The sequence below is a fragment of the Shimazuella sp. NTD247 genome, from assembly GCF_059510415.1.
Genome location: NZ_JCAJZU010000010.1, coordinates 43,502 through 69,827, shown reverse-complemented (window position 1 = coordinate 69,827; position 26,326 = coordinate 43,502). Strand labels below are relative to the sequence as shown.

Here is a 26,326-nt window from a genome sequence, read left to right as displayed (position 1 = left end):
CCCTTTTACTCTGTAATGGTTTCCACCAGATCAATTATGGAACATCCTTGTAAAATAGGGATTATCGAAATACGTGTATTCAAATCTTGTTCTAGTGTATTTTTTATTCGCAATGCTAATATGGAATCTAACCCTAAATGAATTATCGGTTTGTCCAGAGGAATTGACTCGATAGGTATTTTTAAAGTAGCGCTTATCACACTTTTGATATATTCGTCTAATACTATTGTTTTCTTGGTTTTATGTGCAACAACACTTTTCACAGTCTGCATTTCTTCATAGGAGGAATCTATCCAGTATGAATGATGATCCCAAGCATAAGTTGGAATTCGCTCACTGGTCGGCTGCGTACCAAAAACCGTTCCCCAGTCAAAAGGAACACCATTGCTGTGTAAACTCCCAAGGGATGATAGTAATGTAAAGATTGCTGATTGATCACGTTGTAAAGAAGGCAGAGCTAATATATTTTTATTCCATGTATCAGCACATTCCGTCATTGCATTTAACAAACTGGGTTGCGCAGATATTTCTAAAAACAACGTTTCCTCCTTCTTTAATAAAGTCTGCATGGCATCTTGAAATAAAACAGGTTTACAGAGATTGTCGCACCAGTACTGTGCATCTAAGCGTGAGCCATCGTGAACCAGCCCTGTTACTGTTGAGTAAAATGGAATTGTAGTTTTTCGAGGTTTTATGGGTGTTAACTGATGAGATAATTCTTTTTCTATTTCTTTCATATAAAAACTATGAGAAGGATACATAGATGTTTCTAATAGCCGAACGAATATTCCCTGTTGATTGAGTTCATCATGTAACTTCTTCAGATAAAGACTGTCCCCCGAAAGGACATGGCTGCAGGGACTATTGTAAACGCCAATTGCGACTTTTCCAGCTGATTTTTGCACCAAATCCCAGGCCGTTTGATGATCTATTTGTGCAACCAGCATGTTCCCTTTGTTTTTCATTTTTTCAGCACAATTACTTCGTTGTATGACAACTTCAACCGCTTCTTTGAGTGTTAATGCTCCTGCCACATATGCAGCCGCAACTTCACCCAAACTGTGACCAACAACTTTTGATGGCCTAATCCCCCAAGAAATCCATAAATTTGCTAGAGCAACTTGAATCGAGAAAGCAAATAGCTGTGTTTGTTTGATGTTATCTTTTTCAATCGCAGTGGTAGAAAACAAATCAAATAGGGAGAAATCAACACGTTTATTTACATATGCTTCTATTTCTTCTACTGTTTTTCTAAATACAGGTTCCTCGTTGAACAAATTAGAACAAATGGACAGTTGTGGTCCTTGCCCAGAGAAAACGAATACAACACGATCTGTTTTCGATACTGTCTTATAAAAAATATTGGTATCCTGCTCTTCGCTTTTTGCTTTAGCTAGCAGTTTTATCGCCTCTTGTTTATTTCTTGCAATAATGGACAATCGTTTTTCTTGCTGATCTCTATGGTACCAAGCGTTAGTTGCAAGCGAAATAAAAGAGGATTTACTTTGCTCTAAATGTTGTTTATATTGTATAGTCATCTGTTGCAGAGAAGTGTTGCTTCTAGCAGAGAGTGATAATAGGAAGTAATCGCGCTTTGGTTGAGAAATAATTTCGGATAATGGTAAAGACGGTGCTTGTCCTAGTATAAGATGAGCATTTGTTCCTCCAAAACCAAAGGAACTCACTCCCAAATAGGTGTTACTTGGTATATCTACTCCATCGGTCACAACTTGTAAGGGGTACTTTCCAGCTGGAATATCAGAATTCCATTGTTCAAAGTGAAGATGTGGCGGTATCCATCGATTTTCAAGGGAAATTGCTGCTTTAATCAGACCTGCTATTCCTGCTGCTGCTTCTAAGTGCCCTATATTTGTTTTCACAGAGCCAAGATAAAGAGGCTGCTTACGTTCTACTGCATATACTTCTGCTAAAGCAGAAACTTCAATTGGGTCACCTAAGGGTGTACCTGTACCATGTGTTTCAACATAAAAGATGTCAGCGGGGTTAATTCCTGCCACCTTTGATGCAGTCATTAGTAACACTTTTTGCGCATGTACATTGGGAGCAGTTAAACCATTGCTTCTTCCATCTTGATTCACTACTGATCCCTTGATAACTGCATAAATATGATCTTTATCTTGGATAGCTTGTGACAGGCGTTTCAAAACGACTACTCCTGCACCTTCACCACGCACATAACCATCAGCTTTTGCATCAAATGTTTTACACTTACCGTCTGAAGCTAAGGCACCGCCGGAAGCAAATCGGATCGAATTACTTGGTGTTGCCATAATATTTACTCCTCCGACAAATGCCAAAGTAGATTGCCCGCAGCGTAAATTTTGACAAGCCAGATCTACTGCAACAAGAGAAGAGGAGCAAGCCGTATCAATTGACATACTCGGACCATACCAATCCATCCAATAGGAGATTCTATTTGCGACTATACTTGAGGAATTACCTGTTAAATAATGAAATTCATTTTCTTTAGCAAGCAAATCCGCATAATCATTACCGGAAACCCCCATATACACAGCAGTATTACTCCCTTTTAATTTTGCTGCTGAAATTCCAGCATCCTCCATTGCTTCCCATGTTACTTCCAACAATAGTCGCTGTTGCGGATCCATTAGTTGTGCTTCATGAGGGGATATTCCAAAAAATGCAGCATCAAATTGATCTATTTTCTGCAAAAATCCGCCAAAATTAGGATAACCATTCAATTTATCTGTTTGCTTCCATCTTCCTTCTGGAACAACGCTGACATGGTCTTCTTTCCTTTTTAGCATTTGCCAAAACTTTTCCGGTGATGACGCCCCAGGAAATCGGCAACCCATTCCAATAATAGCGATCGGTTCTTGGGAAGTGTTACATTCATGAATTTCCCGCACTATCTCTTCTTCTCCCAATAGAAATCCACATAATGATTCAATGGTAGGATAATCCCATAAAAGAGTAGGTGATAACTCTCTGTCTAACAGCTCTTCTAAATCCCCAGAGATAAGAAGATTTTCTTTGGAGCCAAGTCCATATTGTTCCAATGGCTCATCTTGCTTTATATCGTCAGGGGAAAGGTTCAAACTCTCTGCTACACGATTTTGAAGCCATTTGATTAATTGATCTTTCATCATGGCTTCTCCTCGATTCGTTCGAGCTGATCAGCAAGGAATGCCTTTTTGATTGCTTGTCTTTGTATTTTTCCACTCGATGTTTTTAAAATGGTTCCTCGTTTGATAAAAACGACTTTATATACTTGGATGTCAAATGTTTGTGAGATAACTTTGCGTATTAAACTGCTCAGCATTTGTTTGGGATTATCCATTTCTTTCAGTAATCGATTTTCTAATTCGGAAACAACAATGAGTCTTTCAGCACCTCTATCATCAATGGAAAAAGCAGCTAGACAATTTTTGCGTATTCCCTCATGTGCATTTTCTATTTCCCATTCCAGATCTTGTGGTGCAAAATTTCTTCCATTGATGATAATTAAATCTTTTAAACGAGAGTAAATATACAACTCATTGTTCCTAAAAAAACCTTGATCACCTGTGCGTAAAAATGGACCATCTTTTGTATCTTCTGTATAAGCACGAAAAACTTCATCCGTTGCAATCTCATTCTTCCAATATCCAAGTGATACACATGGGCCTTTCAGCCAAATTTCGCCCACTGATCCTTTTGATACTATTCGCTTTGTATCAGGATTAACGATAATTACGTCATGATCAGAAACACCTTGACCATTTCCTACTAGTTCTCTGGCATTAGGATGATCCGCTGCCACTTGTTTTACAATCCCCTGTTCTAATAAAACTGCATCAAAATGCGCATAAACTGGTTTCTTTTTCCAATCACCGCCAGCCACCATTAAAGTCATTTCTGCGATGCCATAGCCTGGATACATTGCCTCTTCTTTAAACCCGACATTTGAAAAGTAAGTAGAAAAGTTTCGCAAAGTCGTTGGCCGAACAGGTTCTGAACCATTAACCGCTACACGCCAATGCGTTAAATCTAATAAATCGCGTTTCTCTTCTTTTATTTTATCCACACATAAATCAAAACCAAAGTTAGGAGATATCGAAATTTCCGCTTGATAATCTGAAAGTGCTTGTAACCAGCGGATAGGGCGCTGCACAAAATGAAACGGGGTCATCATTATCGCTTCTGTGCCAGCTAAAATCGGAGTTAGTATCGTTCCGATCAATCCCATGTCATGGTATGGCGGTAGCCAGCTCACCATTTTAGAATCTTCATGTATTGCCCATTTTTCGATCATTCGTTGGCAATTTTCCATTAGATGTGCATGATTTAACATTACGCCTTTTGGATTTCCCGTCGAGCCGGAAGTATATTGGAGAAATGTAAGATCGTCCGCACGATAATCGATAAAAGGCGGCTTAGATGGAGTCAATGATAACTCCTCTATCACGATCCAATGTAAATTTGGAAAGTCTGCCTCCGTCCATTTTTTTAATTTCTCATAAATATTCCGGCTTGTTATCGCAAATTTCGCTTCTGCGTCTTGAATAATACTGAGCAGTCTGCCATATTGCTTTTTCATACTAGGTGGATATGCTGGAACCGCAATTGCTTTTGCGTACAGACAACCTAAAAAAGCCAGGATATAATTCATGCTGGGTTCTAAGAGAATAAGTACCCTTTCACCCGTCGCACTATCCTGTACCAAATGAGATCCAATAGAACTCATTTTATGCTCTAATTCTCGAAAGGTAAGCCGTGAATCATTACCCCCGATATCTCGTAAAAAAGTAAAAATCGTTTTATCGGGGCGAATTGCTGACTGCTTCTGTATGACTTCTATCCACGTTTTCTTACCCATGTATGGTAAAAATACCTCCTTAGAAGTTAGATTATATACATATTCTAGTATGTGATTGTTTTATCTGTCGGGATATATATGATGTAGTGAGAATGAGGAAGGAAAGGGAAATAAAGGATTGGTTTACTGCATGAAAATCGCTGCAAATCTATAAATAATTTTATTTTATATTAATAATATTATAAATTATTTCGAAATAGCATTCAACCGCAAAAGGATAAACAAATTTTTCTCAATCTGTTTCCTTTTCTTCCTTTCTGTCTGAAAAAAAAATAAATAATTGTGCTATGATGGATTAGTTGATTTACGATGTGTATATAACGAAAGAGTGAAAAACAAATTTTTCAAGGAGGTCATTTCAGTTGATCGTTGCAGGTATTGGTATCATCATTGTACTCAGTATTGTTTTCTTAATCACCAATTCAAAAAAACATAAGAGTAATAACAACCGAGAAGAAAATATCGCAACACAAGAACCTACAAGCTTCCATCAATTGCTTCAGGAAATATCGTGGGAAGATATCGAGCAGGAAATGATTCGCTTGAAACTCGATGAAAAAAAGGAAATATCCTTTTTGAAACAAATTTATGAAGGACTACAAACGGAAGAACCAAACAGTAATCCTCCCAAAAAGTTCTCACTGTATCTTCATATCAATGAAGAACGTAACTTTATCGACGTTTGTTCAAAAGAATCAGGCGATCCATATACAGAATATATGATTGAGTATGAAAGTTGGGGAAATGTTTTAGGTTATACAATTTCTCCTAAATCACTTCAACAATACAATAAAGCAACGCTTGTTTCTGCTATACTATATAGTATGAGTTCAAACAGTGTTTCCGAAAATGAATTCAACCAAAGGTTCCAAGTCCATACAGGCTGATATTGTATTGTATGGAGGGAAAAATATGAAATACATCGGCTATCTACTTTTTATACTGACATCCTTCTTTCTATACAAGTGTCTTGATAAGTTTGTAATGGAAGAAATTTGGGTGTATATACAGCAAGTGTACACGATTGACACAGGACTTATTTATACCATTGACTCCTATATCCCTAATATCCTCTCACTCATTCTGGCAATTAGCCTAAACGGTTGGTTCTTCTCTTTGTTCCATTGGGAGGTACCTTTTTTTGATGTTTCACGTCAAACCCAAAAACCTGCTGAAATAGAAACAAATCGAGTAGAATTAGCGATGAGCAGAGTCCAAGTAAATGAAAAGTCAATGGGTAAGCAATATGTTGTCCAACTTACAGAAGATGAATTACTGCACTTTTGGACAACATTAGAAGAACTCGACAAAAATTTGGAAGAGCAGGTATTGTTTCATCTCCCGTCTTCTGACTATCCTCACTTATCTGTAAAACTGATAGGGGGAGAAGTAAAACCATATAAACGGTGGAGACAAAACTTTATCTTTTTGCTGTTTATCGTGGGGACTTTGCTTGGTATTTATTTGGTAATCACCGAGATTTGGAGCCTTATCACTAATAATTAAAGAGGCTGGATAATGAACAAATCAAAAGTCTTCCAAACAAATGATGATCTCATATTACATATGAGTAAAGATGATCTGCATTATACCATTCATGAACTGCAAAAACTGTATGAAGAAGGCGGGCAGTTTAGCCTTCGGCTCGATAATGATGATTCATTTCTCATCTTTCAAAAAGTCCAGATTGACGAGAATAACAAGGTTGAAATGATGAATAGTGGACCATCCAATACCATTTGGTCATCTGTCGTATTCTTTGTTCTCTGTATTTTTTGTTTCATATCTGTTCTATATGTACTATTTCAATTTATATCCTAACACGTTAGCATAAGACAAACATTAGAGACAATCAGATGTTTGCCTTATGCTAATATTTTGTTCTTAAAAATTTGGAGACTGGATAGAATCGGATCTACCCAGCCTTTTTGCTTTCTCTATTATCTTATTTTTACTACTGCAAAAGCGTTACCTGGCAAATCTCGACTTTTTCCTCACCCTTTTTAATATAAACAGGCGTTTTCTTACCTACTTTAAGCTGATTACGATGCACTTCTACTACACAATTATTTGCATTATTCATGATGCGAAAATGTGTCGTTTCCATAAGAAAAAGATAGGTGTCGTTGAGCTTAAAACCTCGAAAGATTCCCCTAGCCTCAATCTTCCAGATCGCCTTGAGCCTAGCATTGATCATGGTCAACTCAGCCATTGGTAAACTCTTTCTATCAGGAAGAGACTACTCTTGCAGTCATTACTTATTCTAATACAGGTAGTATTCAAAATCCACCTTATGACAAGTTGAACCATCCCTTGTCTAATTTTCCATTCCCTGCAATATCTTCACATCTGTAATGATATAATAAATGCTAGGTATTTTGACGACAGCAGTAAGGCTGCTCACTGATAACGAAAGTCAACTTACAAGCAAGCCAAACTGTTCAATATATATGTAAAATCTCACCAAAATAAACATTGATTCATTAGCAGTTTATAAAGAATAGGGGTAGATTGTTTATGCTTCGCCGTTTTTTTTCTTATTATCGACCTTATAGAAAATTATTCATCTTGGATTTTTCCTGCGCCGTTATCGCAGGATTACTGGAATTGGGTTTTCCAATCGCTGTTAACCAATTTGTTGATAAATTGCTTCCAAGCAAGTCTTGGTCTCTCATTCTTGGAGCTTCCGCACTATTACTAGGCATATATGTTTTGAATACCGTGCTTAACTACATTGTTAACTATTGGGGGCATATGCTCGGTATTAACATCGAAACGGATATGCGCAAAAAAATGTTTGGTCATTTGCAAAAACTGTCCTTTCGCTTTTATGACAACCATAAAACAGGTCATCTCATGACGCGAATCTCCAATGACCTTAATGAAATTGGGGAAGTTGCGCACCATGGCCCTGAAGACTTATTTATTGCAGGTATGACATTGGTAGGTTCATGTATTCTGATGATGTATATTAACTGGCAAATGGCGGTTATAACATTTTTGGTGATTCCATTCCTTGTATTTATAGCGTTTTATTTCAATCGAAAAATGACGCAAACTTATAAGAAACTCTTTTCTAATTTAGCAGATTTTAATACAAGAGTGGAAGAAAATATAGGCGGAATTCGCGTCGTTCAAGCGTTTGCAAATGAGGAACATGAAAAACAATTATTTGCAGTAAGTAACGGCAAATATCGTGCAGCAAAATTATTAGCGTATAAAACCATGTCAAAAAGTATATCGATTAACTATATGCTCATGCGTTTCATCTCTTTGTTTGTCCTAATTTGCGGTACTTGGTTTGTTATTAATGGTCAATTGACGTACGGGGAATTTATCGGATTTCTGTTGCTGTCTAATGTCTTTGTGCGTCCTATTGAAAAAATCAGCGCCATTATCGAAAGCTATCCGAAAGGAATTGCTGGGTTCAAAAGATATGTTGAAATAATGGATACAGCACCTGATGTTGCGGATGCTCCGTATGCTGCTGATGCTGGACAGTTAGAGGGAAATGTCTTATTTAAAAATGTGTCGTTTGGTTATGAGGATTTTGCACCTATATTGCAAAATATTAATTTGAAAATAAACGCTGGTGAAACAGTAGCTTTTGTCGGACCTTCCGGTGCAGGAAAAACAACGTTATGCAGTTTATTGCCGCGTTTTTATGACACTACAGAGGGCGCCATCACGATTGACGGAAAATCTATCACCGATATAACTCTCTCTTCCCTGCGTCGTAATATTGGGATTGTACAGCAGGATGTATATTTATTTTCTGGAAGCATTCGTGAAAATATCTCTTATGGCAACTTGAAGGCAACTGAAGATGAAATATGGGAAGCTGCTAATCGGGCACAGTTACAAGATTTTATCTCAGCTCAACCTGAAGGGATGGATACCATCATTGGAGAACGTGGAGTGAAGCTATCCGGAGGACAAAAGCAGCGGTTGGCGATTGCCCGGATGTTCTTAAAAAATCCACCCATTCTTATTTTGGATGAAGCAACCTCTGCATTGGATACAGAGACAGAAACAGCCATTCAGCAATCCCTCAGCGAATTGGCGGTCGGCAGAACAACGCTGATCATTGCCCATCGCTTAGCAACGATAAAAAATGCTGACAAAATTGTAGTTGTGACAGAAGAAGGGATTAAAGAAGAAGGAACACATAATGAATTGCTTGCATTAGAAGGACACTACAATCGTTTGTATGATGCACAGTTTGGCAAAGCACCTGTATTAACATAGGAATACAAAACGCGACAAGAGAACCGTCCCCTTGTCGCGTTTTTTTAATGAGGAAGTGTTTTAAAATACTCGTATATTTTATTTAGTTTTTCTTTTTGTCTTCCCTTAGGACTCTCCATATTGCCGAACTCAAAAAATTTCACTTTTTTTATACCGACAAAGTTTAACAATGCTTTTTTCATCAATACTTTGTGAGCATTGTTTAGCCAAAATAAAGGATAATATGCAGGTCCCTTCATCATTGAAATACAAACAACTGATTTGCCTTTTAGTAATCCTTCTGGAAAAAGCCCACCCCTGTCTTTATAAGCAAATCCAGAAGCAAACATTTGATCTATATATCCTAAGAGCATAGCAGGAGGGCGTCCCCACCAGATTGGATACACAAAAACGATTTTGTCCGCCCATTTAATTTGTTTGCGATACTTTTCTAGTGATGGATCAATATGCATATCTCTTCTTCGTTTCTTCTCATTGAATACGAGCAATGGGTTAAATTGTTCTTCATATAAATCTAATATCTTAAGTTCTTCTATATTGGGATTTTCACTGCTTCCTTCAATAACTTTTTGCAAAAAAGCATAACATAGACTCTGATGATTCGGATAAGTGTAAATAACCAGTGTTTTCATATTTCCATCCTTTAGTTATCAATTGATAACTAGATTATACAGAATGCTCATTTTGTTGTCAATTGATAATTGTCATTTGATAATAAATTGGTTATTCTATCACTATGAGGTGAGTTGAATGATGAAAGAAAACTTTTCCTATAAATTTGTTGATTTTCTCATTTCTGTTCATCAAATAACGGATGAATTAACAAAAGAATTCAAACCTGCAGACCTGACTCCGATACAGTTCAAGATAATGCAATACATAGGAGTTAAACATCCTATTACACTTAGTGAACTCAGTGATTGTTTGCAAATATCAATGCCTAACACAAGCCGTGAACTCAAAAAATTAATTGAAAAAAATTTATGTGAAAAGACTGCTGTTGTAGAAGATCGCCGCAAACAATATATTTGTCTGTCCAAAAAAGGAGAAATGTTAATTAACGAAGCTTTTGCAAGGATAGAAGATCGATTTCATGATAAGGTAAAAAATCTGTCTGAAGAAGGCATAGAAGAAGTGAGGCAAGCATTGATAATACTGAATACCAGAGTATTTTAATTCAGATCTATATCGAACCAATCAGTTAATGTAATCAAAAACACCTGTACCATATGTGCAGGTGTTTTTGATTACAGCAAAAAATATATTAGATTCGATAAAAGAATAATCAGTTTGATCTGGACAGCAAATTTCATCTGCCCAGATTGATTCGAAGTTATTTTTTCTTTGTAATCCTAATCACTTTTAGACCACTGCGAATTGTCTTCGAATCGGTCACTTCCTCCTCTGAGAAGCCTCCACCAGAAACTTTCACACTATCCATGGAAATATCAATTGTAACAACAGTATCTTTTCGGTTATCAAAATCATAGATAACATGCCTGTCGTATGTATTTTCCAAAGGTCCATCCAAATAGTATAGATTGGTAGAAAACTCCCAGACATCGGAATAACGGCCGAGATTTGTATACTTTTTCATTGGAATCCCTTAGATCAAAAAGGAAAAATTCCTGCCTCTTATCATTTTATATGTAACAGTATTCATTTTCAATTTATAGTTAATCGTGCCCGAACAGCTTTGCAAGCTGCTCGGGCTGATGGGAAAATATGATCACTTTTTTCTACTTCTTGTGACCTTTACTATTTCCCCATTACTGTTTCGAAATGTTTTGGTTCCATTCGCTGAATCATGAAAGCCGCCTCCAGAAATTCTCGCAGAGTTCTTCTCCAGCACCAGAGTTGCTACTTCATCTCCAACTCGAAAATCTATTGTGACATGGTGATTTCGAGGAGCTACTTCATAGCCGCCTTTCTGAGGCACTGTGGATTCTACTTTCCAATAAGGCGAGAAATCGTTGCCAATTCTGATCTGATTCATTTGGAATCCTCTCATTGTAGGTCCATATACAATTTCATTTTATGTGGTTACTTCTTTTAAATCAATCGATTATTTTATTAAAAAAACACGCTCCAATTAGAGCGTGCTTTTTTAATAATATGGAGAAATCATAATATAAACCAATACACCTGTAAGGCTTACATACAGCCATATCGGCATCGTCCATCTTGCAATTTTGCGATGTTTATGCAGTTTATTTTGGAGCGCAAAAACGGCTGTAAGCAAAGCAATCAAAACTGTAGGTACCGCTAGCACAATATGCGAAATCAAGATAAAAAAGTAAATATATTTTAAAGGACCTGTGCCTCCATAATGCGTATCAGCCGCATTGATATGATAAAACACATAGGTAACTAAGAAAAGCAGGGTAGTTGTAAATGCAGCATATATAAAGCGTCGATGCAAAACAATATTTCGCCTTTTTATAAAAAACAATGCTGTCAAAAGAAAAATAAATGTGAAACTGTTAAATATCGCATTCATCATCGGCAAAAATGTCAAATCAAGATGGTTCAATCCTTGGTATTTAGGCAAAAAGAAAATGAGTACGATAGCTAGATTGAGTACAATCGTGATTGTCACAATCCAAGGAGTATAATTTTTGTCTTCTGAGAGTAGAGCCTGATTTTTGTCTTCCGAACTCACATATATCACTCCGTTAGCATTATAGGAACAGCCCTCCGCTTTAGAAGGGGAGAGCTGTTCTTTCTTACATTAAAAGAATACCAAGTGCAGAAATTACTGCTACAAAAATCCCGAAAATAATAAAGATTGTATAAAACGCTGTACCCTTTTGATCTAAGTGCATAAACGTAAATAGCTGCAAAAAGACCTGAATGACAGCAAATATGAGCAATAAGGGAATAACCCAACCACTAGGAACTTTATCAGACATGACTACAAAAAAAGCAGCAGCTGTAAATGCGATCATAAACACAAAAGAAAGGATATGTTTCATCGCACTTTCAGGTTTGCGACTAATAGCTTGGTTATTTTCTTTCGCCACTATTTAGCCCACCTTTCCTAGCAGATAGACGAGAGTGAAGATAAATACCCACACAACGTCAATAAAGTGCCAGTACAAACTACTTACAAATAATTTCGGAGCAGTTTCTGTTGTAATTCCTCGCTGTGCAGTTTGGATGATCAGAGTTGTAATCCAGATGATCCCAAAGGTTACGTGAGCTCCGTGTGTTCCAACTAGCGCATAAAATGATGAACCAAATGCACTACTCATAAACGTATGTCCTTCATGAACATAGTGCTGAAACTCATATATTTCTAACACAAGGAAGCCTAAACCCAGCAGCAAAGTAATGACTAACCAAGATACCATCCCTTTTAGGCTACGTTGGTTCATTTTGATCATCGCCAAAACACTTGTCAAACTACTTGTTAAAAGAAGTGCTGTCGCCAATGCAACTAGCTTTAAGTCAAATAACTCATGTGTAGTTGGTCCTTGCAGTGATTGATTGCGGAGCGCGAGATACGTACCAAATAAACAAGCAAATAGTACCGTTTCTGCACCTAAGAATAACCAAAAACCTAATACTTTATTTTTCCCCTCAAATGTAGACGTCTCCAAATGGTCTGGCATTTCTGTACTGGAATTAACATGATTAGCCATGATTATTCTTCTCCTCCCTTCTCAGGATCGACTGGATCCACATGATACCCATGATCATAGTCAAATGATCGAAGGAAGAGAGCTATTACAACGACTGCCAGTCCTAAAGCTGCGGCAGGTATGGCTCTTGTAATAAATCCAAAGCCAGCAAAGAAAAATCCGAGTGACATCAAGATCGGTATATATGACGGCGATGGCATATGAATCGAACCTAATGGTTCGGCAGGTGTCATCGACTTATTACCAGCCTCTTTTTCAATCCATAATGCATCAAATCCACGAACCAAAGGTGTTTGTGCAAAATTATATTCTGGTGGAGGTGATGGTATCGACCATTCCAATGTACGACCAAGACCCCAGGCATCCGCTTTCGCTTTTTCTCCATTACGAAGTGTACGAATGACATTGATGAGGAAAAGGATCGTTCCGATGAACATACCAGCTACTCCGATGGTACTAATTTCATTTAATTTTTCTAAGCCAACATTCGATTGATATGTAAATACCCGACGTGGCATCCCAAATAGTCCTAAAAAGTGCTGCGGGAAAAATGTCAGATGAAATCCGATTGCAAAAGTCCAGAAGTGCCATTTTCCTAAACGCTCATTCAACATTTTTCCAAACATTTTGGGCCACCAGTAATAAATGCCAGCAAATAATCCAAACACTGTACCACCAACAAGCACATAGTGGAAGTGAGCAACAACAAAGTAACTATCTTGATATTGATAGTCTGCAGGTGGAAGTGCTAGCATCACACCAGTCATCCCACCCATTACAAAGGTTGGGATAAATCCAACAGCCCATAACATCGGTGTTTTAAATTGAATTTCTCCGCCCCACATCGTAAACAACCAGTTAAAGATTTTAATACCAGTTGGCACTGCAATAGCCATAGTTGCAACCGCAAACACAGAGTTAGAAATGGCACCCAATCCTACTGTGAACATATGGTGCACCCAAACCATAAATCCTAAGAAACCAATCAGTACTGTTGCGAAAACCATCGAATTATAACCAAACAATCGCTTTTTGGAAAAAGTACTGATTACATCAGACATAATACCAAATGCAGGGAGAATAACGATATATACTTCTGGGTGACCAAATATCCAGAATAAGTGCTCCCAGATTACCGTACTTCCACCCATCGTGTAATCAAAGAAATTTGCTCCAAAAATGCGGTCAAACATCAACATCAAAAGAGCTACAGTAAGAGCAGGGAATGCGAACAAGATAAGACCAGATGTAACAAAAGCAGTCCAAGTAAACAGAGGTAGACGTAAAAAAGTCATGCCAGGCGCACGCATATTAATAATTGTTACGAGGAAGTTTAGTCCCCCAATCAATGTACCGATACCAGCTATCTGTAATCCAAGTACATAGAAATCAACCCCAGGACCAGGGCTATATTGATTTAGAGCAAGCCCAGTATACGATGTCCATCCAGCATCTGGTGCACCACCAAAGATCCAACTCAAATTAAGAAGTAATCCTCCAAAGAAAAACAACCAAAAACCGAGTGCGTTTACAAATGGAAAAGCAACATCTCTTGCACCGATCTGCAATGGAACAACCGCATTCATTATCGCAAAAATCATCGGCATTGCGGCTAGAAAAATCATGGTTGTTCCATGCATGGTCAACAATTCATTAAAGGTGCGACCAACAAACAAGTCATTTCCCGGTGCAAACAATTGTAAGCGCATAAATGTCGCTTCAATTCCACCTATGAGAAAAAATAGTAAACCAGCCATCAAATAAAGAATACCAATTTTTTTATGGTCTACGGTAGTAATCCAATCCCACGTACGACTATTTCGTAGCAGTTCTCGTAAACGTTTGTTGTAACCACCAGTAAAGATAAAGCCTAAAAACAGTACAAGAACTAATAGAGATATCAGTGTTCCCAAATAAAGTCCCTCCTTTTTGAACAGAGATCCTATTTCCGACTATCTAGGTACTTGATAAGATCATTCAACTCATCTTTGTTTAAGTAATCAATTTTGGGCATCAAAGTTCCCGGTTTAACAGCTTGTGGATTTCGTAGCCAAACTTTTAGACTCTCATCGTTATGAGGCAGTACCCCAGCAATCATCGAGCGTGTTGCGAATTTATTCAAATTAGGTCCTTGAATATTTGGGTTCACACCAGCATGACAACCCATACAGTTTTGACGGAAGATTTTTTCACCGTTTGCTTCTGATGAAGTTGTAGCAACAGCAGGAGCAGGCTGCTTCATCTTCGTTTTCCACTTATCAAAATCAGCTTGTTTTTCAGCAAATACTTTAAAATCCATCAAAGCGTGACTGCTACCACAGAGCTCTGCACATTTTCCTTGATAGACATTAGGTTCTTTTGCATCAAGAATAACTGTATTTACACGACCTGGGACTACGTCCACTTTCCCACCAAGCGAGGGAATCCAGAAAGAGTGCAAGACATCTTTCCCATGTACACGGAAAAGAATCTTTTTCCCTACAGGGATATGTAATTCTTGCGCAGTAGTAATACCATACTGTGGATACGAGAATTCCCACCAGTACTGATGACCAGTTACATCAACAATAACTGTGTCCTTGGCAGGGGGCTCTTGTGCCAAATCAAATGTATATTGCACTGTTGGGATAGCTAGAGCAATAAGTGCTGCAATAGGAATGACAGTCCAGATGATTTCCAACTTTGTGCTACCATGCACTTGTTCAGGCATTCTGTCTTGTCCTTTTCGTTTCCGATAGCGAATCAAGACATAAATGTAAATAGTAATAACGATTACAAAAACGACGGTCATAAGACCCAAACTCCAATAGATCAGGTTCAACTGAGTTTTCGCAGCTGAACCTTTTGGATCGAGAACGCTTAATGTCGGGTCACCACTACACCCAGCAAGAAATAGCGTTACAAGAGAAATGAGAAGTCCTATGCGCCATAGTCGAAGTCTTTCCACAGCCAAACCTCACTTTCTACCACATACTAAAATATCTGCCTTACTAATACATCTACCATCATCAAAAATAAAATCAGAGTAAGATAAATCAGAGAATACAAAAACATATGTTTTGCCCACTGATCCTCATCCTGCTGTTTGGAAAAACCTTTGATAGCTAAAATCAGATAGATAATATCAAGAATAATAGCTGTTACAAGAAAAGTCCATCCTACAGCGTCTGTTGCAAAGAGGAGAACCGAAGCAGGTAATAATAAAATGGTAAAGATGAGTATTTGTTTCTTGGTCTCGGCATTACCTTTTACTACTGGTAGCATTGGAATTCCAGCAGCTTTATATTCCTTTGCTTTGCGCATGGCAAGTGCAAAGAAATGAGGAGGTTGCCAAAGGAAAAGGATGAAAAATAGCGCCCAAGCTGCTAAGTCCAATCTTCCCGTTACCGCAACCCAGCCAATAACTGGAGGAACTGCACCAGAAATCCCACCTACAACTGTGTTCCAAGTGCTTGTTCGCTTTAACCACATCGTATAGATAAACAAATAAACACCAAATCCTATAAAACCAAGTACTGCTGCTAATATATTTACTCCAAAGGCTAAAACCAAATGACCTATAACCGTTAGGATAATACCGTATATCAGTGCTGTGCGCGGTCTCATTCTCCCGCTAGCAACTGCTCTTATACGCGTCCTTTCCATATGGGGATCTATATCCCTATCGTAAAAATTATTTAAGGTACATCCACCTGCAATAACCAATGCTGTTCCTACCATCGTATAGATAAATACCATCCACCCGAAAGTGTGTGTATACCCTGCCGCTAACAGATATCCTGTAAAAGTTGCGAGTAAATTAGAAGCATTGATTCCAGGTTTGGTTATATCTATAAAATCTTTCCAAATATCGGCTAGTGTATGCGGGGTTATATAACGTTCAGCGGATCTTTCCATCATTCATACCTCCTTCCCAAGAAACACAAGGCAAAGTGAATTGGTTAATTAGGTTATAACATACAAAAAATGTAATATCACAGCCATATGGCTAGTGATTTACATTCCCCTAGAAAATTATGGGACAAAACAAAATACACGCCTAATATCATCATCATTTTAGATGATTCATTTCATAATCGCAAGAGATGAACGAAACACAAAAGACCAAAGAACGGGAATTTACAACTCCATTCCATGATCAGGCAACAAATAATTCGTAAATTAGACACATATTAGCTATTTAATTGTCAAAATTGTTAGCAATCACATTTCCTTTTTGAATCAAAAAACCCCGTCAACATCGTCAACAGGGATTTTTATATCAAACTGGTTTTAGTGACGAGCTTTTTCTAAAGCCGGCAACAATCTTGGATTTAAGATTTTAATGTATGTTCCTTTCATTCCAAGCGAACGGGACTCTACAACGCCAGCACTCTCCAATTTACGAAGTGCATTTACAATAACAGATCGAGTAATGCCAACACGGTCAGCAATCTTACTTGCAACAAGCAATCCTTCTAATCCATCCAATTCATTAAAGATATGTTCAGCTGCTTCTAACTCACTAAAGGATAGAGAATTGATAGCAAGCTGTACTACTGCACGGCTACGAGCTTCTTCTTCCACTTGGCCTGCACGTTCACGTAAGATTTCCATTCCAACTACGTTTGCACCATACTCAGCGAGAATTAAATCATCATCAACGAACTCTTCTTCTACTCGAGATAACAAGAGTGTACCAAGATGATCTCCACCGCTGATAATTGGGACAACAGTCGTGTACGCTTTTCCAAACTGATTTTTCATCTCTGTTGGATAAGCAGTATATGGACTATCAATGCCTAAATTAGACATCGTTTTGTTAACTTCCATTAATAGAGAAGCAAATTCACTTGGAAACATCCGCTTTTCTATATAATCATTCATGCGATCATTATCGAATTCGTGGTTGATAGCAAGCCCAAGCATTTTTCCTTCTGGATTAACCACATAAATATTGGAGCTAATCACATCACACAACGCTTGAGCTACCTCATCAAAATCAACAAGATTATGACCCGCGTTTTTTTGAAGTATTTTTGAAATTCTACGTGTTTTACTTAATAAATTCATGTGTTTTCCTCCTTGTTAACCATTACCCTTACTATTTATTTCGTCATAAAATATGTCGTCATCCGAAATATTTTATGGAAAAATTTTGTTGTGGTAATTGAATTATTGAGTTTTTCGACCCACTACACCTACACCATTATCCGTTATTTGGTGGATCAGGCAAATCAGTTTTTGTGAACATTTTTTGAATTTCACTTGATTTTCTTATTTTTGACCAATATTTTTAAAGGAATGTTGAAAGTGATGGTCTCCATAAGATTATTTCCACTTTTCCGCTAATTAAACCGTATGGAACCAAGCCTACACTATCATAGCGACTATCACGACTCGCATAGCGGTGGCGATTATCGCCCATTACGAAAACAGTACCTGCTAAAACCTTCGTGGGACCAAAATCACCATCTTCAATAGAAACATCGATGTAAGGCTCTTGGGTCAATTTACCATTACGGTATAATTTTCCATTCCTTATTTGTATGGTGTCCCCAGGAATCCCCACAACCCTTTTGACTAAAAATCTTCCCTTTTCATTTGGGTCTTCAAATGTAATCACATCACCTTTGTGAGGCCTTCCAAATAATAACTCCCACTTATTCACCAATAATCGATCCCCATTTTGCAATGTTGGTCGCATGGACGTACCATTGACTATAGATAAGGATATCACATACTGATTTATCAGTATGACAAGAATTAATAGGAGAAGAAATCCCACTCCCCATAGAAAAAAACGCTTAGTTCCTACATGTTGCATCTTCCATTCACCCCTGAAAATTGAAGGGACAGATATTGATGATACCAGTGTGAAGAAAACTGATTGGTAAAAGGAATTTTTCCGCTTTTTACCCAAACAGACAGCTGCTTCACAGCTAGCTCGACTCTCTTTAGAATAGAGTTTGGATAGGAATACTTTTGGCTATTTTCCATAAATTCATTCTCATCGACTACTTTGAAACTTCTGTTCGGTCTAACGATCAAATCTATATCATAGTCCACATACTCGATACACCCATTGTCTCGATTAATTTGAAAAGGCGAAGCAATATTGCAATAATACGAAACAAGTTTTTTATTGTATCGATAGATCATGACAATATTCCACCACTCTTCTGGAAAAAACAGAGCAATAGAAAGACCTGGATAAGTATGAATTCTACCATCGGATTCTGTTACTTTTGGATGATAGTTGGAAACAATCAGAATTTCATCGGATGATAAAACTTTTGATCCTTTCCACTGTCGATGAAATTCACCGCCATGCTTATAACTGTTTATGTCAATTACCTCACCCACTCGAAATGGAATCATCATTTTGTCTCTCCCTAGTTATGTCTTTAGTCTCTTTATTTCCAATTACACAAGTTTCTAAAACCTAAAAATCAGAATTATTTTTTTCAAACAAAAAAAAACTTAACTCGCGCTTTTTTGAGTTAAGCTTCAATAATGTATATTTGCTTTTACACTCCATATGGCTAAAACCGCTGGAACGTCAAATCTCCTAAGCGCTCATTGCCAACCTAACACAGCGAGTCCATTTATCCGATAATTCCAAAATGACAGTATATTGATAGATTGTATATTCTTGATTTCATTTTCTGAAAAGTATTGAACTTGTAAGCGAAATATATCCTCCTCTCGTTCAATACTGGATTCCATCCCATGATTAAGCCATCATTTGCTTATATGATGATAATTCTCCTTCTCACAAACTATTCTACCCATTTCCTTAGAACGAGCAGTTGCAGCTTCGATGGTCTTCTCCAGCCCTTCTATAAATTGATATTCCCTCATCACCTGTAAACCAGCAGCAGTTGTCCCTCCTTCTGAAGTTATTTCTTTCCGCAGCACTTCAGGTTTTTTTCCTGTTTCCATCAACATATGAGATGCTCCGATTAAGGTTTGCAAAATTAATTGACGGGACACTTCTCTAGGCAATCCTACTTTTTGAGCTGCTAATTCTAGTCCCTCAACCATTAAATAAAAATAAGCAGGTCCACTTCCAGATAATCCTGTAACAGCATCCATCAAATGTTCTTCTAGAGAAACTACTGTCCCTACACCTTCAAATATCTGCTTTGCTCTATCCATATCTTCTAAGCTGGCATATTTTCCTGCTGTAATTGCTGTTGCAGACATGCCAATCGTGCTAGAAGTATTAGGCATTGATCGGATCACAGAAATGTCTTCTTTTAGGTATGACTCAATGTGAGAAGTAGTAACTCCAGCAATAACTGAAATAATCTGTTGTTTTTTGGAAAACTTATTTCCCCATTCTTCAAGCATTTGGTTTGCTATTTGGGGCTTAACAGCAAGAATTATAATATCTGAATCTAACAACATCTCTCGTTGCTGATTGATGCTTAGTAAATGATATTTTTCTGTTAAATATTCTAAGCGTTGCTTGTTAGAACGGTTAATAAAAGCTATTTGATCGGATCGAACATCTTTATGATTCAATATGCCCACAAGTAAAGCTTCTGCAATTGCACCTGCTCCGATAAAACCAATACGCATGTTGTACCCCTCCTCGAATAATAAAAAAACCCTCTCATCGAAAAGGACGAAAGAGTTTGCTCACGTGGTACCACCTTATTTTGTGTCAAAGACACCTCAACAGCTTGATATCGGAAGCTTAAACCGTAGGTTTTTCCTATTACTCCAAAGGTGGGTTCTGGTGAGTGCTTTGGCAAACTTCTCAGCTGTATGTCTGCTCTCTTTACAAAGCAACGCTCATCTTACTAGCCTTTATCATCGCAAAACGTTTAATTGTATTAAAACTTATTATGAACACTTCTCTATCTATTCGTCAAGAATTTTTCACTATTTTTCCTATTTGCCAAATCCAAGGAACATATAACAAAATGGCAATTGAAAGAAAAAATAAAATAAATACACCAAGATAGGAAACAAATAGGCTGACAAGTAAAACCATAAACCAAATAGAGAAAGACCAATAACTCCATAAACTGGGTATTTCCTTTGTTCGGAACATCACTGCAGTGTAAATCAACCCGCCTATCGCTAAACTCGTCGGAATAAAAATTCCACTGAGATGAGACAACACTTCATCCCATGCAAGGACTGTACTATGAGTTGATTCATTCGGGATCATCATTGTCCATTGCATTAGACTTGGCATCATGACCATTTCAATTAAATGGTAGAGAGTACTTGCGCACAGCGCAACTACACTAATAAACCATGCCCATTGCAAAATAGGCCGATAACTTCTATTTAGATGAAAAAATAACATCGTAAATACAAAGAAAATTGCAACAAGGGCAGCAAAAGTCAAGCTCCAGCCGACCTGAACGAGGAGCGAATTTTTGGAAATATACGTAAACCTTTCGGCAATCGTTCCACGACAAGCATCTACTAGCACAAAAAGGATTGGAAAAACGGATAAAAATACAAAACAAGCAGAGGTACGAAGACTCCACAGAAAGAATGTTTTGTTTTCTACAATTGCTTCTAATCTACTTTTCATCGAACCTCTCCCTTCCTACTTTTACTATTCTTTCCGATGTTTTCAGATTATTATACCTATTTTGTGAAAATTTTTCTGTATGATCTCCCTATATTATCTCACATACTGTAAATAAGAGGTGATGAAATTTATGTATTTTGGCAGAGATTTGGAAGAATTGAGTACAATTCCCATCGAAGACTGGGAAATTGATGAGTTATCATATCATCACTATATGTTGTCGCAAATGTCTCCCCTCATCAATGAACAAGGAGTTAATCTGCACCATCAAGTAATTGATGAAATTATGAAAAGGGGACCACATGATCACGCTTAAAAAATAAAACCAACCAACTATTGTTACATTTAATTGGTTGGTTTTTATTTTATGTTCGCCGATTGGCACTAACATTTACTGGAACATTTTTCACACTCATCTGTGAAATCTTAGCTGGAGCGTTCTCTACTTTTTTCTTTGTAATCTTTGCTTCTGGAACGGAAAAGGTTTTAATTGTTAATTTCCCTCCTGCCAGTTGAACACGTATAAGAATAGGCATATGCAGATTATTCGTAAAACGAAAATCAGGTCCGTCCCATGCAACTGTAGCATCTCTTCCTTGCGGAACAAAGGTTATTTTGGAACTGAGAGAAAAACGTTGAGTGATTTTCAATCCGATTTGATCAACAGTATTAAAAAGCGTTGAGGAGACTTGACATATTCCTCCTCCAATTCCTTCACTATATTCCCCTTGTACAATCAATTGAGCAATACGGTATCCTTTTTGTATGGTTCGCTTTCCAACGGTTTGATTGAACGAAAATATCTCACCAGGCAATAGCACTACATTATTGAGAGATTGCGAAGCAACCTTCAAGTTAATCGTGCGATTTTTATTTTTCGAATCATAATATGTTGTATAGCTAGCAATTTCTTTTTTTGAAACCCTCAATAACATATTTTTTGTTATTGAGGGTTTCAAAACGGTTAGTGAAAGTTCTTGAGGCTTATTAATAATTTGTTTGGGATTTCTCAACCAAGATTCTATTTGTTCATCATTGATTGTGTAGCCGTTTTTTTCTGGCACTATTGCATTGCCTAATTTATCTAAATCCGCATTTTTAGGATACACCGTCACTTCTTTCTTCACTTGTTCAAGCCAATCTCGAAGTTCTAGTTTATCAATCGTTTCCACATGACTCCCATCGTAGCCAATTTCCATAAGGTTTAATGTAAAATCTTTATTTTTGCCATGAAGAATAATAAATGCCGAATTTTTCACTTGGGTAATATTTTTTTGCTTATCTGCAATCGTTACAAGTATCCATTTATAGGAAAAGAGAACAAAAAAGCTACCCACAAAGAAAAACATACAAATAAGTGCAGGAAGCAAAACTTTTTTCTGGCCAAACCATAGTAAAAACCTACTTTGGTTTTCTTCTTCACTCTCTATGATTGCAGGGGCTTGAAATAATACTAGTTGCCTTTCTTCCGACTGACCACTTGCTGCCCGATTTGTAACTCCTTCTTCTTTCGACTTATTCTCGGTCACCGTTCTCTCTCCCTTAGTTTCCAAATCCCAACTTTTCTAATGCTTTTTGATATACCTTAGGAAATGCAAATTCAAGAACACTCTCTTTATCAACCCAGATCGAACGTTTTGGCATAACTTTTGGATCATCTAACAATTTTATGGATATCAAAACGATCTTCCAGTGACGATGACTGAAAATATGATCAAATTGATATATATCTTTTGAAATTTTAGCAGAATAGTTATTGATATCACAATATTCTTCCGTTTGACTAAAATGTGTCATTTCTTCTATGCGATCATCTGTAGGAAGGGCCCACATGTTTGCTAACAAACCATTAGCTGGCCTTTTTTGTACTAGAAGTTTGTTTTTGTATGTGATTGCATACATAATAATAGATGTTTTTTCAGGAGCTTTTGCCTTCGTTTTAATTGGAAGTTGCTGTTCTTTTCCTTCCTCGTATGCTTTACAATATAATTTTACTGGACAAAACAGACACTCGGGTGATTTTGGTGTACAAATAGTAGCACCCAATTCCATTAATGCTTGATTAAAATCTCCAGGATTATGTTCAGGAATAATCTGTTCTGCAATGAGTTCCATCTTTTTTCGAGTAGCTGTTTTGGCAATATCATCTTCCATGGCAAATAATCTAGAAAATACTCGCATTACATTGCCATCTACAGCTGCTGCTTTTTGCTGATATGCGATGCTCAGTACGGCGCCTGCTGTGTATGGTCCAATTCCTTTTAGTTTGGAAATCTTGTCTTTCTCATTAGGGATTACCCCTTCATACGAAGCTACGACTTCTTTAATAGCTGTATGAAGGTTTCTTGCTCGTGAGTAATAACCCAATCCTTCCCATAATTTTACGACATCGTCATCACTCGCTTCCGCTAAATCATATACTGTCGGGAACTTTGTAATAAACCGTTCAAAATAAGGGATAACCGTAGCTACTTTTGTTTGTTGCAGCATGATTTCTGAAATCAATGTATAATACGGGTTTTTGTGTCTTCTCCAAGGCAGATCACGTTGATGTTCTGCATACCACTTTAATAGTCCGTCTTGAATATCAGGTATTGTTTTGCAATCTATTTCCATTTATTTTACATCCTTTTCTATCTAACTCAAATTTATTATAACATTGCTGGCGAGGAAACCCACGGGTTTAAATCTTGAGAGAAAAACTGGTGTTTGACAAAGGCTCCTTTTGTTAATCACGTGACTATGTTTTAGAACACTTGGCACGAAATAAAATACGATCTATCATGCCCGAAATAACTCAACATGAATGTAATAACAAAAATTGAATATACAATCCCAATTGTAATATTAGCAAACTCAATAAATTTGAAATATATGTACTGAAGGTTCCTAAAAATGGATTAATTTATAAATCAGGTAATTTCTTTCATTAATAATCCTGAAATTAAACCTTGCACGATACCGGAGAATACGTTAATGATAGAAAATAAGTACGTAATCCAAAATCAAGTTATTTGAAAATTATATTTATATCATACATGTGCTTCAAGATGACTGGTATGAAAGCTAAAACATTTTATAATACTAAATCATTGGAGCACCTTCTTTATATAGAAAAGGGGGAGAATATGGATACGGGTACTCACTTCGTCATGGGTATTGGATTATATGGATTGGCACACCTCGATCCAACAGTAACACAGAACCCAGACTTGCTCTACGCTACTTTGCTTGGTACAGTAATTGGTTCACAAGCACCTGATTTGGATACACTTTATCGGCTAAAAGGAAACGCTACTTATGTACGCAATCACCGAGGTTGGACACACTCTTCTCCTATGATTTTAATTTGGCCTACTTTTCTTTCTTTGATCATCTCACTTTTTGTACCGGTTTCATCCTTCACTACCCTTTGGTTATGGACTTTTCTTGCTACATTCATTCATATTTTTATCGATTGTTTTAACACCTACGGAACACAAGCTCTTCGACCATTTCAAAAAAAATGGATTTCCTTAAATATCATCAATATTTTTGATCCCATTATATTTGGACTCCATTTAGTTGGATTTATCGGTTGGTATTTCTCACCATCATCAGCAGGCTATATATTTGCTGTAATCTATAGTCTTCTCATCGTGTACGTAGTATGGCGGAGCATTGTCCATTATCACATCACAAAATGGGTGATTCAGAAATCAGGTGAAACGGGTAAATTTACTGTCATACCTACTTATCGTTTAAATGGTTGGAATGTAATTGTAGAGATGGAAGGCAAAGTTCAAATGGGGGAGATTCGGGATAAGCATTTGGAATGGACAGGTAGCATTTCCCGTGATGATCAAACCCATCTCGCGACTGTAAAATCCAAAGAATGCCATGCGGTTGCTTCTTTTTTATCTTTTACTTCTTATGGATACCCGCAAGTAACCCAAAAAGAAAATGGTTACGAGGTAAAATGGCTGGATGTACGGTATTTCCATAAAAAACAGTTTCCCTTTGTAGCCATAGCACACCTTGATCAAAACTATGACATTGTTTATTCTTTTGTAGGCTGGCTCAGTGATAAACAAGCACAAAAAAGAGCTGAAAATCGAATAAAATAAGCTATACTTGTGACGAGGTGAAACAAAATGTTCATATTTTTAACGACGGCTAACATGCTGGATTTGATGATCCAACATACAAAGAACTTATTTAATGCCGTAGTAAAAGATCCGGTTTCCAATCTAATTTTTCCGCTGCTGGAAATCGTCTTTGTACTCGTACTCACCTATATTGCGGTAAGAGTGCTGGATCGAGTAGTGGATCATACCTTTAAATGGAGCAAAGTAGAAACAAACAAAGCACATACTTTACGGAAATTAATCAAGTCAGTCGTTCATTACACACTGTACTTTATCGCATTGCTCACTGTGCTTTCCAAATTCGGCATCAATCTTGGTCCCGTTTTGGCAGGTGCAGGGATACTTGGTTTAGCAATCGGTTTTGGTGCGCAAAGCTTGGTAAAAGATGTGATCACTGGATTCTTTTTAATCTTTGAACGCCAATTAGAAGTAGGAGATATTGTTGAAATCAATGGATTTATACGCGGGACAGTGGAAGAAGTTGGACTGAGAATTACGAAAATCCGTGAATACAACCAACGACTCCACTATCTGGCGAATGGTACAATCACACAAGTAACCAACTATAACCGTGAGAAAATGCGATCCATCGTACCAATCACTGTTCCATACGAATCCAACCTGGATGTGGTCTCGAAAGCACTAGAAGAAGTGGTCACAAAAATTGGAGAACGTTTTAAAGAAAATCTAGTAGAACAGCCCGAAGTTGTTGGTGTCACTAACATTGATCAAAATGGAGTACAGTTCACCATCACTGCACTCAGTGATCCAGATGAATATTGGAACTTAGAAAGAGAGATGCGTAAAGAAAGTGTATTAATCTTGCGCCAGCATAATATTCATATTGCCTACCCAAGAAGTGTTCTCTACAGTCCCGAGCAAATAAATGAACTACAATCACAACAAAAAGTGACAACAGGGAAATAAT

At 37.3% G+C, this 26,326-nt stretch carries 27 protein-coding genes; 8 read left to right on the top strand and 19 right to left on the bottom strand.

Going from position 1 to position 26,326, the window contains the following annotated elements; genetic code table 11:
* Window positions 1-5: 5 nt before the first annotated feature.
* Window positions 6-3,131, bottom strand: a complete 3,126-nt coding sequence (locus tag AC5WOC_RS20125) for a beta-ketoacyl synthase N-terminal-like domain-containing protein (protein ID WP_496057209.1) — start codon at window positions 3,129-3,131, stop codon at window positions 6-8.
* Window positions 3,128-4,840 (bottom strand): fatty acyl-AMP ligase, encoded by a 1,713-nt coding sequence (locus AC5WOC_RS20120; RefSeq protein ID WP_496057208.1) that lies wholly within the window; start codon window positions 4,838-4,840, stop codon window positions 3,128-3,130. The genes AC5WOC_RS20125 and AC5WOC_RS20120 overlap by 4 nt, the downstream gene beginning before the upstream one ends.
* A 362-nt stretch (window positions 4,841-5,202) precedes the next feature.
* On the opposite strand from AC5WOC_RS20120, the gene AC5WOC_RS20115 reads away from it, so the two are divergent.
* Genes AC5WOC_RS20115 through AC5WOC_RS20105 form a run of 3 tightly spaced genes read left to right on the top strand, consistent with a single transcriptional unit; the run spans window position 5,203 to window position 6,661 of the window.
* Window positions 5,203-5,727: a DUF6557 family protein gene (locus AC5WOC_RS20115; protein WP_496057207.1), complete on the top strand. Its 525-nt coding sequence runs from the start codon at window positions 5,203-5,205 to the stop codon at window positions 5,725-5,727.
* 25 nt (window positions 5,728-5,752) lie between these two features.
* The gene (locus AC5WOC_RS20110) at window positions 5,753-6,346 is read left to right on the top strand and encodes a hypothetical protein (RefSeq protein ID WP_496057206.1); all 594 of its coding nucleotides are present in this window, start codon (window positions 5,753-5,755) and stop codon (window positions 6,344-6,346) included.
* A 12-nt stretch (window positions 6,347-6,358) separates the two neighbouring features.
* A complete protein-coding gene (locus tag AC5WOC_RS20105) occupies window positions 6,359-6,661 on the top strand; it encodes a hypothetical protein (RefSeq protein ID WP_496057205.1) in 303 nt (100 codons plus the stop codon).
* A 133-nt stretch (window positions 6,662-6,794) separates the two neighbouring features.
* Here the strand turns inward: AC5WOC_RS20105 and AC5WOC_RS20100 are convergent, their stop codons facing one another.
* Window positions 6,795-7,052, bottom strand: coding sequence for a hypothetical protein (locus AC5WOC_RS20100; protein ID WP_496057204.1), 258 nt, complete (start codon window positions 7,050-7,052; stop codon window positions 6,795-6,797).
* 305 nt (window positions 7,053-7,357) lie between these two features.
* Here AC5WOC_RS20100 and AC5WOC_RS20095 point away from each other — a divergent pair, with 305 nt between their 5' ends.
* On the top strand, window positions 7,358-9,088 hold the full coding sequence (locus AC5WOC_RS20095; RefSeq protein WP_496057203.1) for an ABC transporter ATP-binding protein: 1,731 nt from the start codon (window positions 7,358-7,360) through the stop codon (window positions 9,086-9,088).
* A gap of 44 nt (window positions 9,089-9,132) precedes the next feature.
* Here AC5WOC_RS20095 and AC5WOC_RS20090 read toward each other — a convergent pair whose 3' ends face one another.
* Window positions 9,133-9,720: an NAD(P)H-dependent oxidoreductase gene (locus AC5WOC_RS20090; RefSeq protein ID WP_496057202.1), complete on the bottom strand. Its 588-nt coding sequence runs from the start codon at window positions 9,718-9,720 to the stop codon at window positions 9,133-9,135.
* A 118-nt stretch (window positions 9,721-9,838) separates the two neighbouring features.
* On the opposite strand from AC5WOC_RS20090, the gene AC5WOC_RS20085 reads away from it, so the two are divergent.
* Entirely contained in the window at window positions 9,839-10,264 is a 426-nt protein-coding gene (locus AC5WOC_RS20085) for a MarR family winged helix-turn-helix transcriptional regulator (protein WP_496057201.1), read from the top strand.
* A gap of 157 nt (window positions 10,265-10,421) precedes the next feature.
* Here the strand turns inward: AC5WOC_RS20085 and AC5WOC_RS20080 are convergent, their stop codons facing one another.
* The 13 genes from AC5WOC_RS20080 to AC5WOC_RS20020 form a co-directional block, all read right to left on the bottom strand.
* Window positions 10,422-10,685, bottom strand: a complete 264-nt coding sequence (locus AC5WOC_RS20080) for a hypothetical protein (RefSeq protein WP_496057200.1) — start codon at window positions 10,683-10,685, stop codon at window positions 10,422-10,424.
* 132 nt (window positions 10,686-10,817) lie between these two features.
* On the bottom strand, window positions 10,818-11,084 hold the full coding sequence (locus AC5WOC_RS20075) for a hypothetical protein (RefSeq protein WP_496057199.1): 267 nt from the start codon (window positions 11,082-11,084) through the stop codon (window positions 10,818-10,820).
* A 111-nt stretch (window positions 11,085-11,195) separates the two neighbouring features.
* Entirely contained in the window at window positions 11,196-11,750 is a 555-nt protein-coding gene (locus AC5WOC_RS20070) for a DUF420 domain-containing protein (RefSeq protein ID WP_496057198.1), read from the bottom strand.
* Window positions 11,751-11,814: 64 nt separating this feature from the next.
* On the bottom strand, window positions 11,815-12,111 hold the full coding sequence (locus AC5WOC_RS20065; protein ID WP_496057197.1) for a cytochrome C oxidase subunit IV family protein: 297 nt from the start codon (window positions 12,109-12,111) through the stop codon (window positions 11,815-11,817).
* 3 nt (window positions 12,112-12,114) lie between these two features.
* A complete protein-coding gene (locus AC5WOC_RS20060; RefSeq protein WP_496057196.1) occupies window positions 12,115-12,732 on the bottom strand; it encodes a cytochrome c oxidase subunit 3 in 618 nt (205 codons plus the stop codon).
* A 2-nt stretch (window positions 12,733-12,734) separates the two neighbouring features.
* Window positions 12,735-14,561, bottom strand: coding sequence for a cytochrome c oxidase subunit I (ctaD, locus tag AC5WOC_RS20055; protein WP_496057254.1), 1,827 nt, complete (start codon window positions 14,559-14,561; stop codon window positions 12,735-12,737).
* A 113-nt stretch (window positions 14,562-14,674) separates the two neighbouring features.
* Window positions 14,675-15,679: a cytochrome c oxidase subunit II gene (coxB, locus tag AC5WOC_RS20050; protein ID WP_496057195.1), complete on the bottom strand. Its 1,005-nt coding sequence runs from the start codon at window positions 15,677-15,679 to the stop codon at window positions 14,675-14,677.
* 26 nt (window positions 15,680-15,705) lie between these two features.
* Entirely contained in the window at window positions 15,706-16,632 is a 927-nt protein-coding gene (gene cyoE, locus AC5WOC_RS20045) for a heme o synthase (protein ID WP_496057194.1), read from the bottom strand.
* Between the two features lie 372 nt (window positions 16,633-17,004).
* Entirely contained in the window at window positions 17,005-17,784 is a 780-nt protein-coding gene (codY, locus tag AC5WOC_RS20040; RefSeq protein WP_496057193.1) for a GTP-sensing pleiotropic transcriptional regulator CodY, read from the bottom strand.
* 223 nt (window positions 17,785-18,007) lie between these two features.
* A complete protein-coding gene (lepB, locus tag AC5WOC_RS20035; RefSeq protein ID WP_496057192.1) occupies window positions 18,008-18,538 on the bottom strand; it encodes a signal peptidase I in 531 nt (176 codons plus the stop codon).
* Window positions 18,526-19,095: a DUF402 domain-containing protein gene (locus AC5WOC_RS20030; protein ID WP_496057191.1), complete on the bottom strand. Its 570-nt coding sequence runs from the start codon at window positions 19,093-19,095 to the stop codon at window positions 18,526-18,528. Before AC5WOC_RS20030 ends, lepB begins: the two co-directional genes overlap by 13 nt.
* Before the next feature lie 360 nt (window positions 19,096-19,455).
* Entirely contained in the window at window positions 19,456-20,298 is an 843-nt protein-coding gene (gene proC / locus AC5WOC_RS20025) for a pyrroline-5-carboxylate reductase (RefSeq protein WP_496057190.1), read from the bottom strand.
* Window positions 20,299-20,590: 292 nt separating this feature from the next.
* Entirely contained in the window at window positions 20,591-21,271 is a 681-nt protein-coding gene (locus AC5WOC_RS20020; RefSeq protein WP_496057189.1) for a hypothetical protein, read from the bottom strand.
* A gap of 130 nt (window positions 21,272-21,401) precedes the next feature.
* On the opposite strand from AC5WOC_RS20020, the gene yfhS reads away from it, so the two are divergent.
* Window positions 21,402-21,587 (top strand): mother cell protein YfhS, encoded by a 186-nt coding sequence (gene yfhS / locus AC5WOC_RS20015; protein WP_496057188.1) that lies wholly within the window; start codon window positions 21,402-21,404, stop codon window positions 21,585-21,587.
* A gap of 49 nt (window positions 21,588-21,636) precedes the next feature.
* Here the strand turns inward: yfhS and AC5WOC_RS20010 are convergent, their stop codons facing one another.
* Together AC5WOC_RS20010 and mutY are read right to left on the bottom strand one after the other, a co-directional pair.
* Entirely contained in the window at window positions 21,637-22,800 is a 1,164-nt protein-coding gene (locus AC5WOC_RS20010) for a VanW family protein (protein WP_496057187.1), read from the bottom strand.
* Between the two features lie 13 nt (window positions 22,801-22,813).
* Complete coding sequence (mutY, locus tag AC5WOC_RS20005) at window positions 22,814-23,887, bottom strand: A/G-specific adenine glycosylase (protein ID WP_496057186.1); 1,074 nt, start codon at window positions 23,885-23,887, stop codon at window positions 22,814-22,816.
* A gap of 512 nt (window positions 23,888-24,399) precedes the next feature.
* On the opposite strand from mutY, the gene AC5WOC_RS20000 reads away from it, so the two are divergent.
* Both AC5WOC_RS20000 and AC5WOC_RS19995 read left to right on the top strand, forming a co-directional pair.
* Complete coding sequence (locus AC5WOC_RS20000; RefSeq protein WP_496057185.1) at window positions 24,400-25,377, top strand: metal-dependent hydrolase; 978 nt, start codon at window positions 24,400-24,402, stop codon at window positions 25,375-25,377.
* A 27-nt stretch (window positions 25,378-25,404) separates the two neighbouring features.
* Window positions 25,405-26,325 (top strand): mechanosensitive ion channel family protein, encoded by a 921-nt coding sequence (locus AC5WOC_RS19995; RefSeq protein WP_496057184.1) that lies wholly within the window; start codon window positions 25,405-25,407, stop codon window positions 26,323-26,325.
* Window position 26,326 lies beyond the last annotated feature (1 nt).

Coding starts and splice junctions, on each gene's coding strand:
- AC5WOC_RS20085 (WP_496057201.1), top strand. CDS start 9,839: ATGATGAAAGAAAACTTTTCCTATAAATTTGTTGATTTTCTCATTTCT.
- AC5WOC_RS20000 (WP_496057185.1), top strand. CDS start 24,400: ATGGATACGGGTACTCACTTCGTCATGGGTATTGGATTATATGGATTG.
- AC5WOC_RS20120 (WP_496057208.1), bottom strand. CDS start 4,840: ATGGGTAAGAAAACGTGGATAGAAGTCATACAGAAGCAGTCAGCAATT.
- yfhS (WP_496057188.1), top strand. CDS start 21,402: ATGTATTTTGGCAGAGATTTGGAAGAATTGAGTACAATTCCCATCGAA.
- AC5WOC_RS20095 (WP_496057203.1), top strand. CDS start 7,358: ATGCTTCGCCGTTTTTTTTCTTATTATCGACCTTATAGAAAATTATTC.
- AC5WOC_RS20090 (WP_496057202.1), bottom strand. CDS start 9,720: ATGAAAACACTGGTTATTTACACTTATCCGAATCATCAGAGTCTATGT.
- AC5WOC_RS20020 (WP_496057189.1), bottom strand. CDS start 21,271: ATGAAAAGTAGATTAGAAGCAATTGTAGAAAACAAAACATTCTTTCTG.
- AC5WOC_RS19995 (WP_496057184.1), top strand. CDS start 25,405: ATGTTCATATTTTTAACGACGGCTAACATGCTGGATTTGATGATCCAA.
- lepB (WP_496057192.1), bottom strand. CDS start 18,538: ATGCAACATGTAGGAACTAAGCGTTTTTTTCTATGGGGAGTGGGATTT.
- proC (WP_496057190.1), bottom strand. CDS start 20,298: ATGCGTATTGGTTTTATCGGAGCAGGTGCAATTGCAGAAGCTTTACTT.
- mutY (WP_496057186.1), bottom strand. CDS start 23,887: ATGGAAATAGATTGCAAAACAATACCTGATATTCAAGACGGACTATTA.
- AC5WOC_RS20100 (WP_496057204.1), bottom strand. CDS start 7,052: ATGGCTGAGTTGACCATGATCAATGCTAGGCTCAAGGCGATCTGGAAG.
- AC5WOC_RS20105 (WP_496057205.1), top strand. CDS start 6,359: ATGAACAAATCAAAAGTCTTCCAAACAAATGATGATCTCATATTACAT.
- AC5WOC_RS20030 (WP_496057191.1), bottom strand. CDS start 19,095: ATGATGATTCCATTTCGAGTGGGTGAGGTAATTGACATAAACAGTTAT.
- AC5WOC_RS20080 (WP_496057200.1), bottom strand. CDS start 10,685: ATGAAAAAGTATACAAATCTCGGCCGTTATTCCGATGTCTGGGAGTTT.
- AC5WOC_RS20075 (WP_496057199.1), bottom strand. CDS start 11,084: ATGAATCAGATCAGAATTGGCAACGATTTCTCGCCTTATTGGAAAGTA.
- cyoE (WP_496057194.1), bottom strand. CDS start 16,632: ATGATGGAAAGATCCGCTGAACGTTATATAACCCCGCATACACTAGCC.
- AC5WOC_RS20110 (WP_496057206.1), top strand. CDS start 5,753: ATGAAATACATCGGCTATCTACTTTTTATACTGACATCCTTCTTTCTA.
- AC5WOC_RS20060 (WP_496057196.1), bottom strand. CDS start 12,732: ATGGCTAATCATGTTAATTCCAGTACAGAAATGCCAGACCATTTGGAG.
- codY (WP_496057193.1), bottom strand. CDS start 17,784: ATGAATTTATTAAGTAAAACACGTAGAATTTCAAAAATACTTCAAAAA.
- AC5WOC_RS20125 (WP_496057209.1), bottom strand. CDS start 3,131: ATGATGAAAGATCAATTAATCAAATGGCTTCAAAATCGTGTAGCAGAG.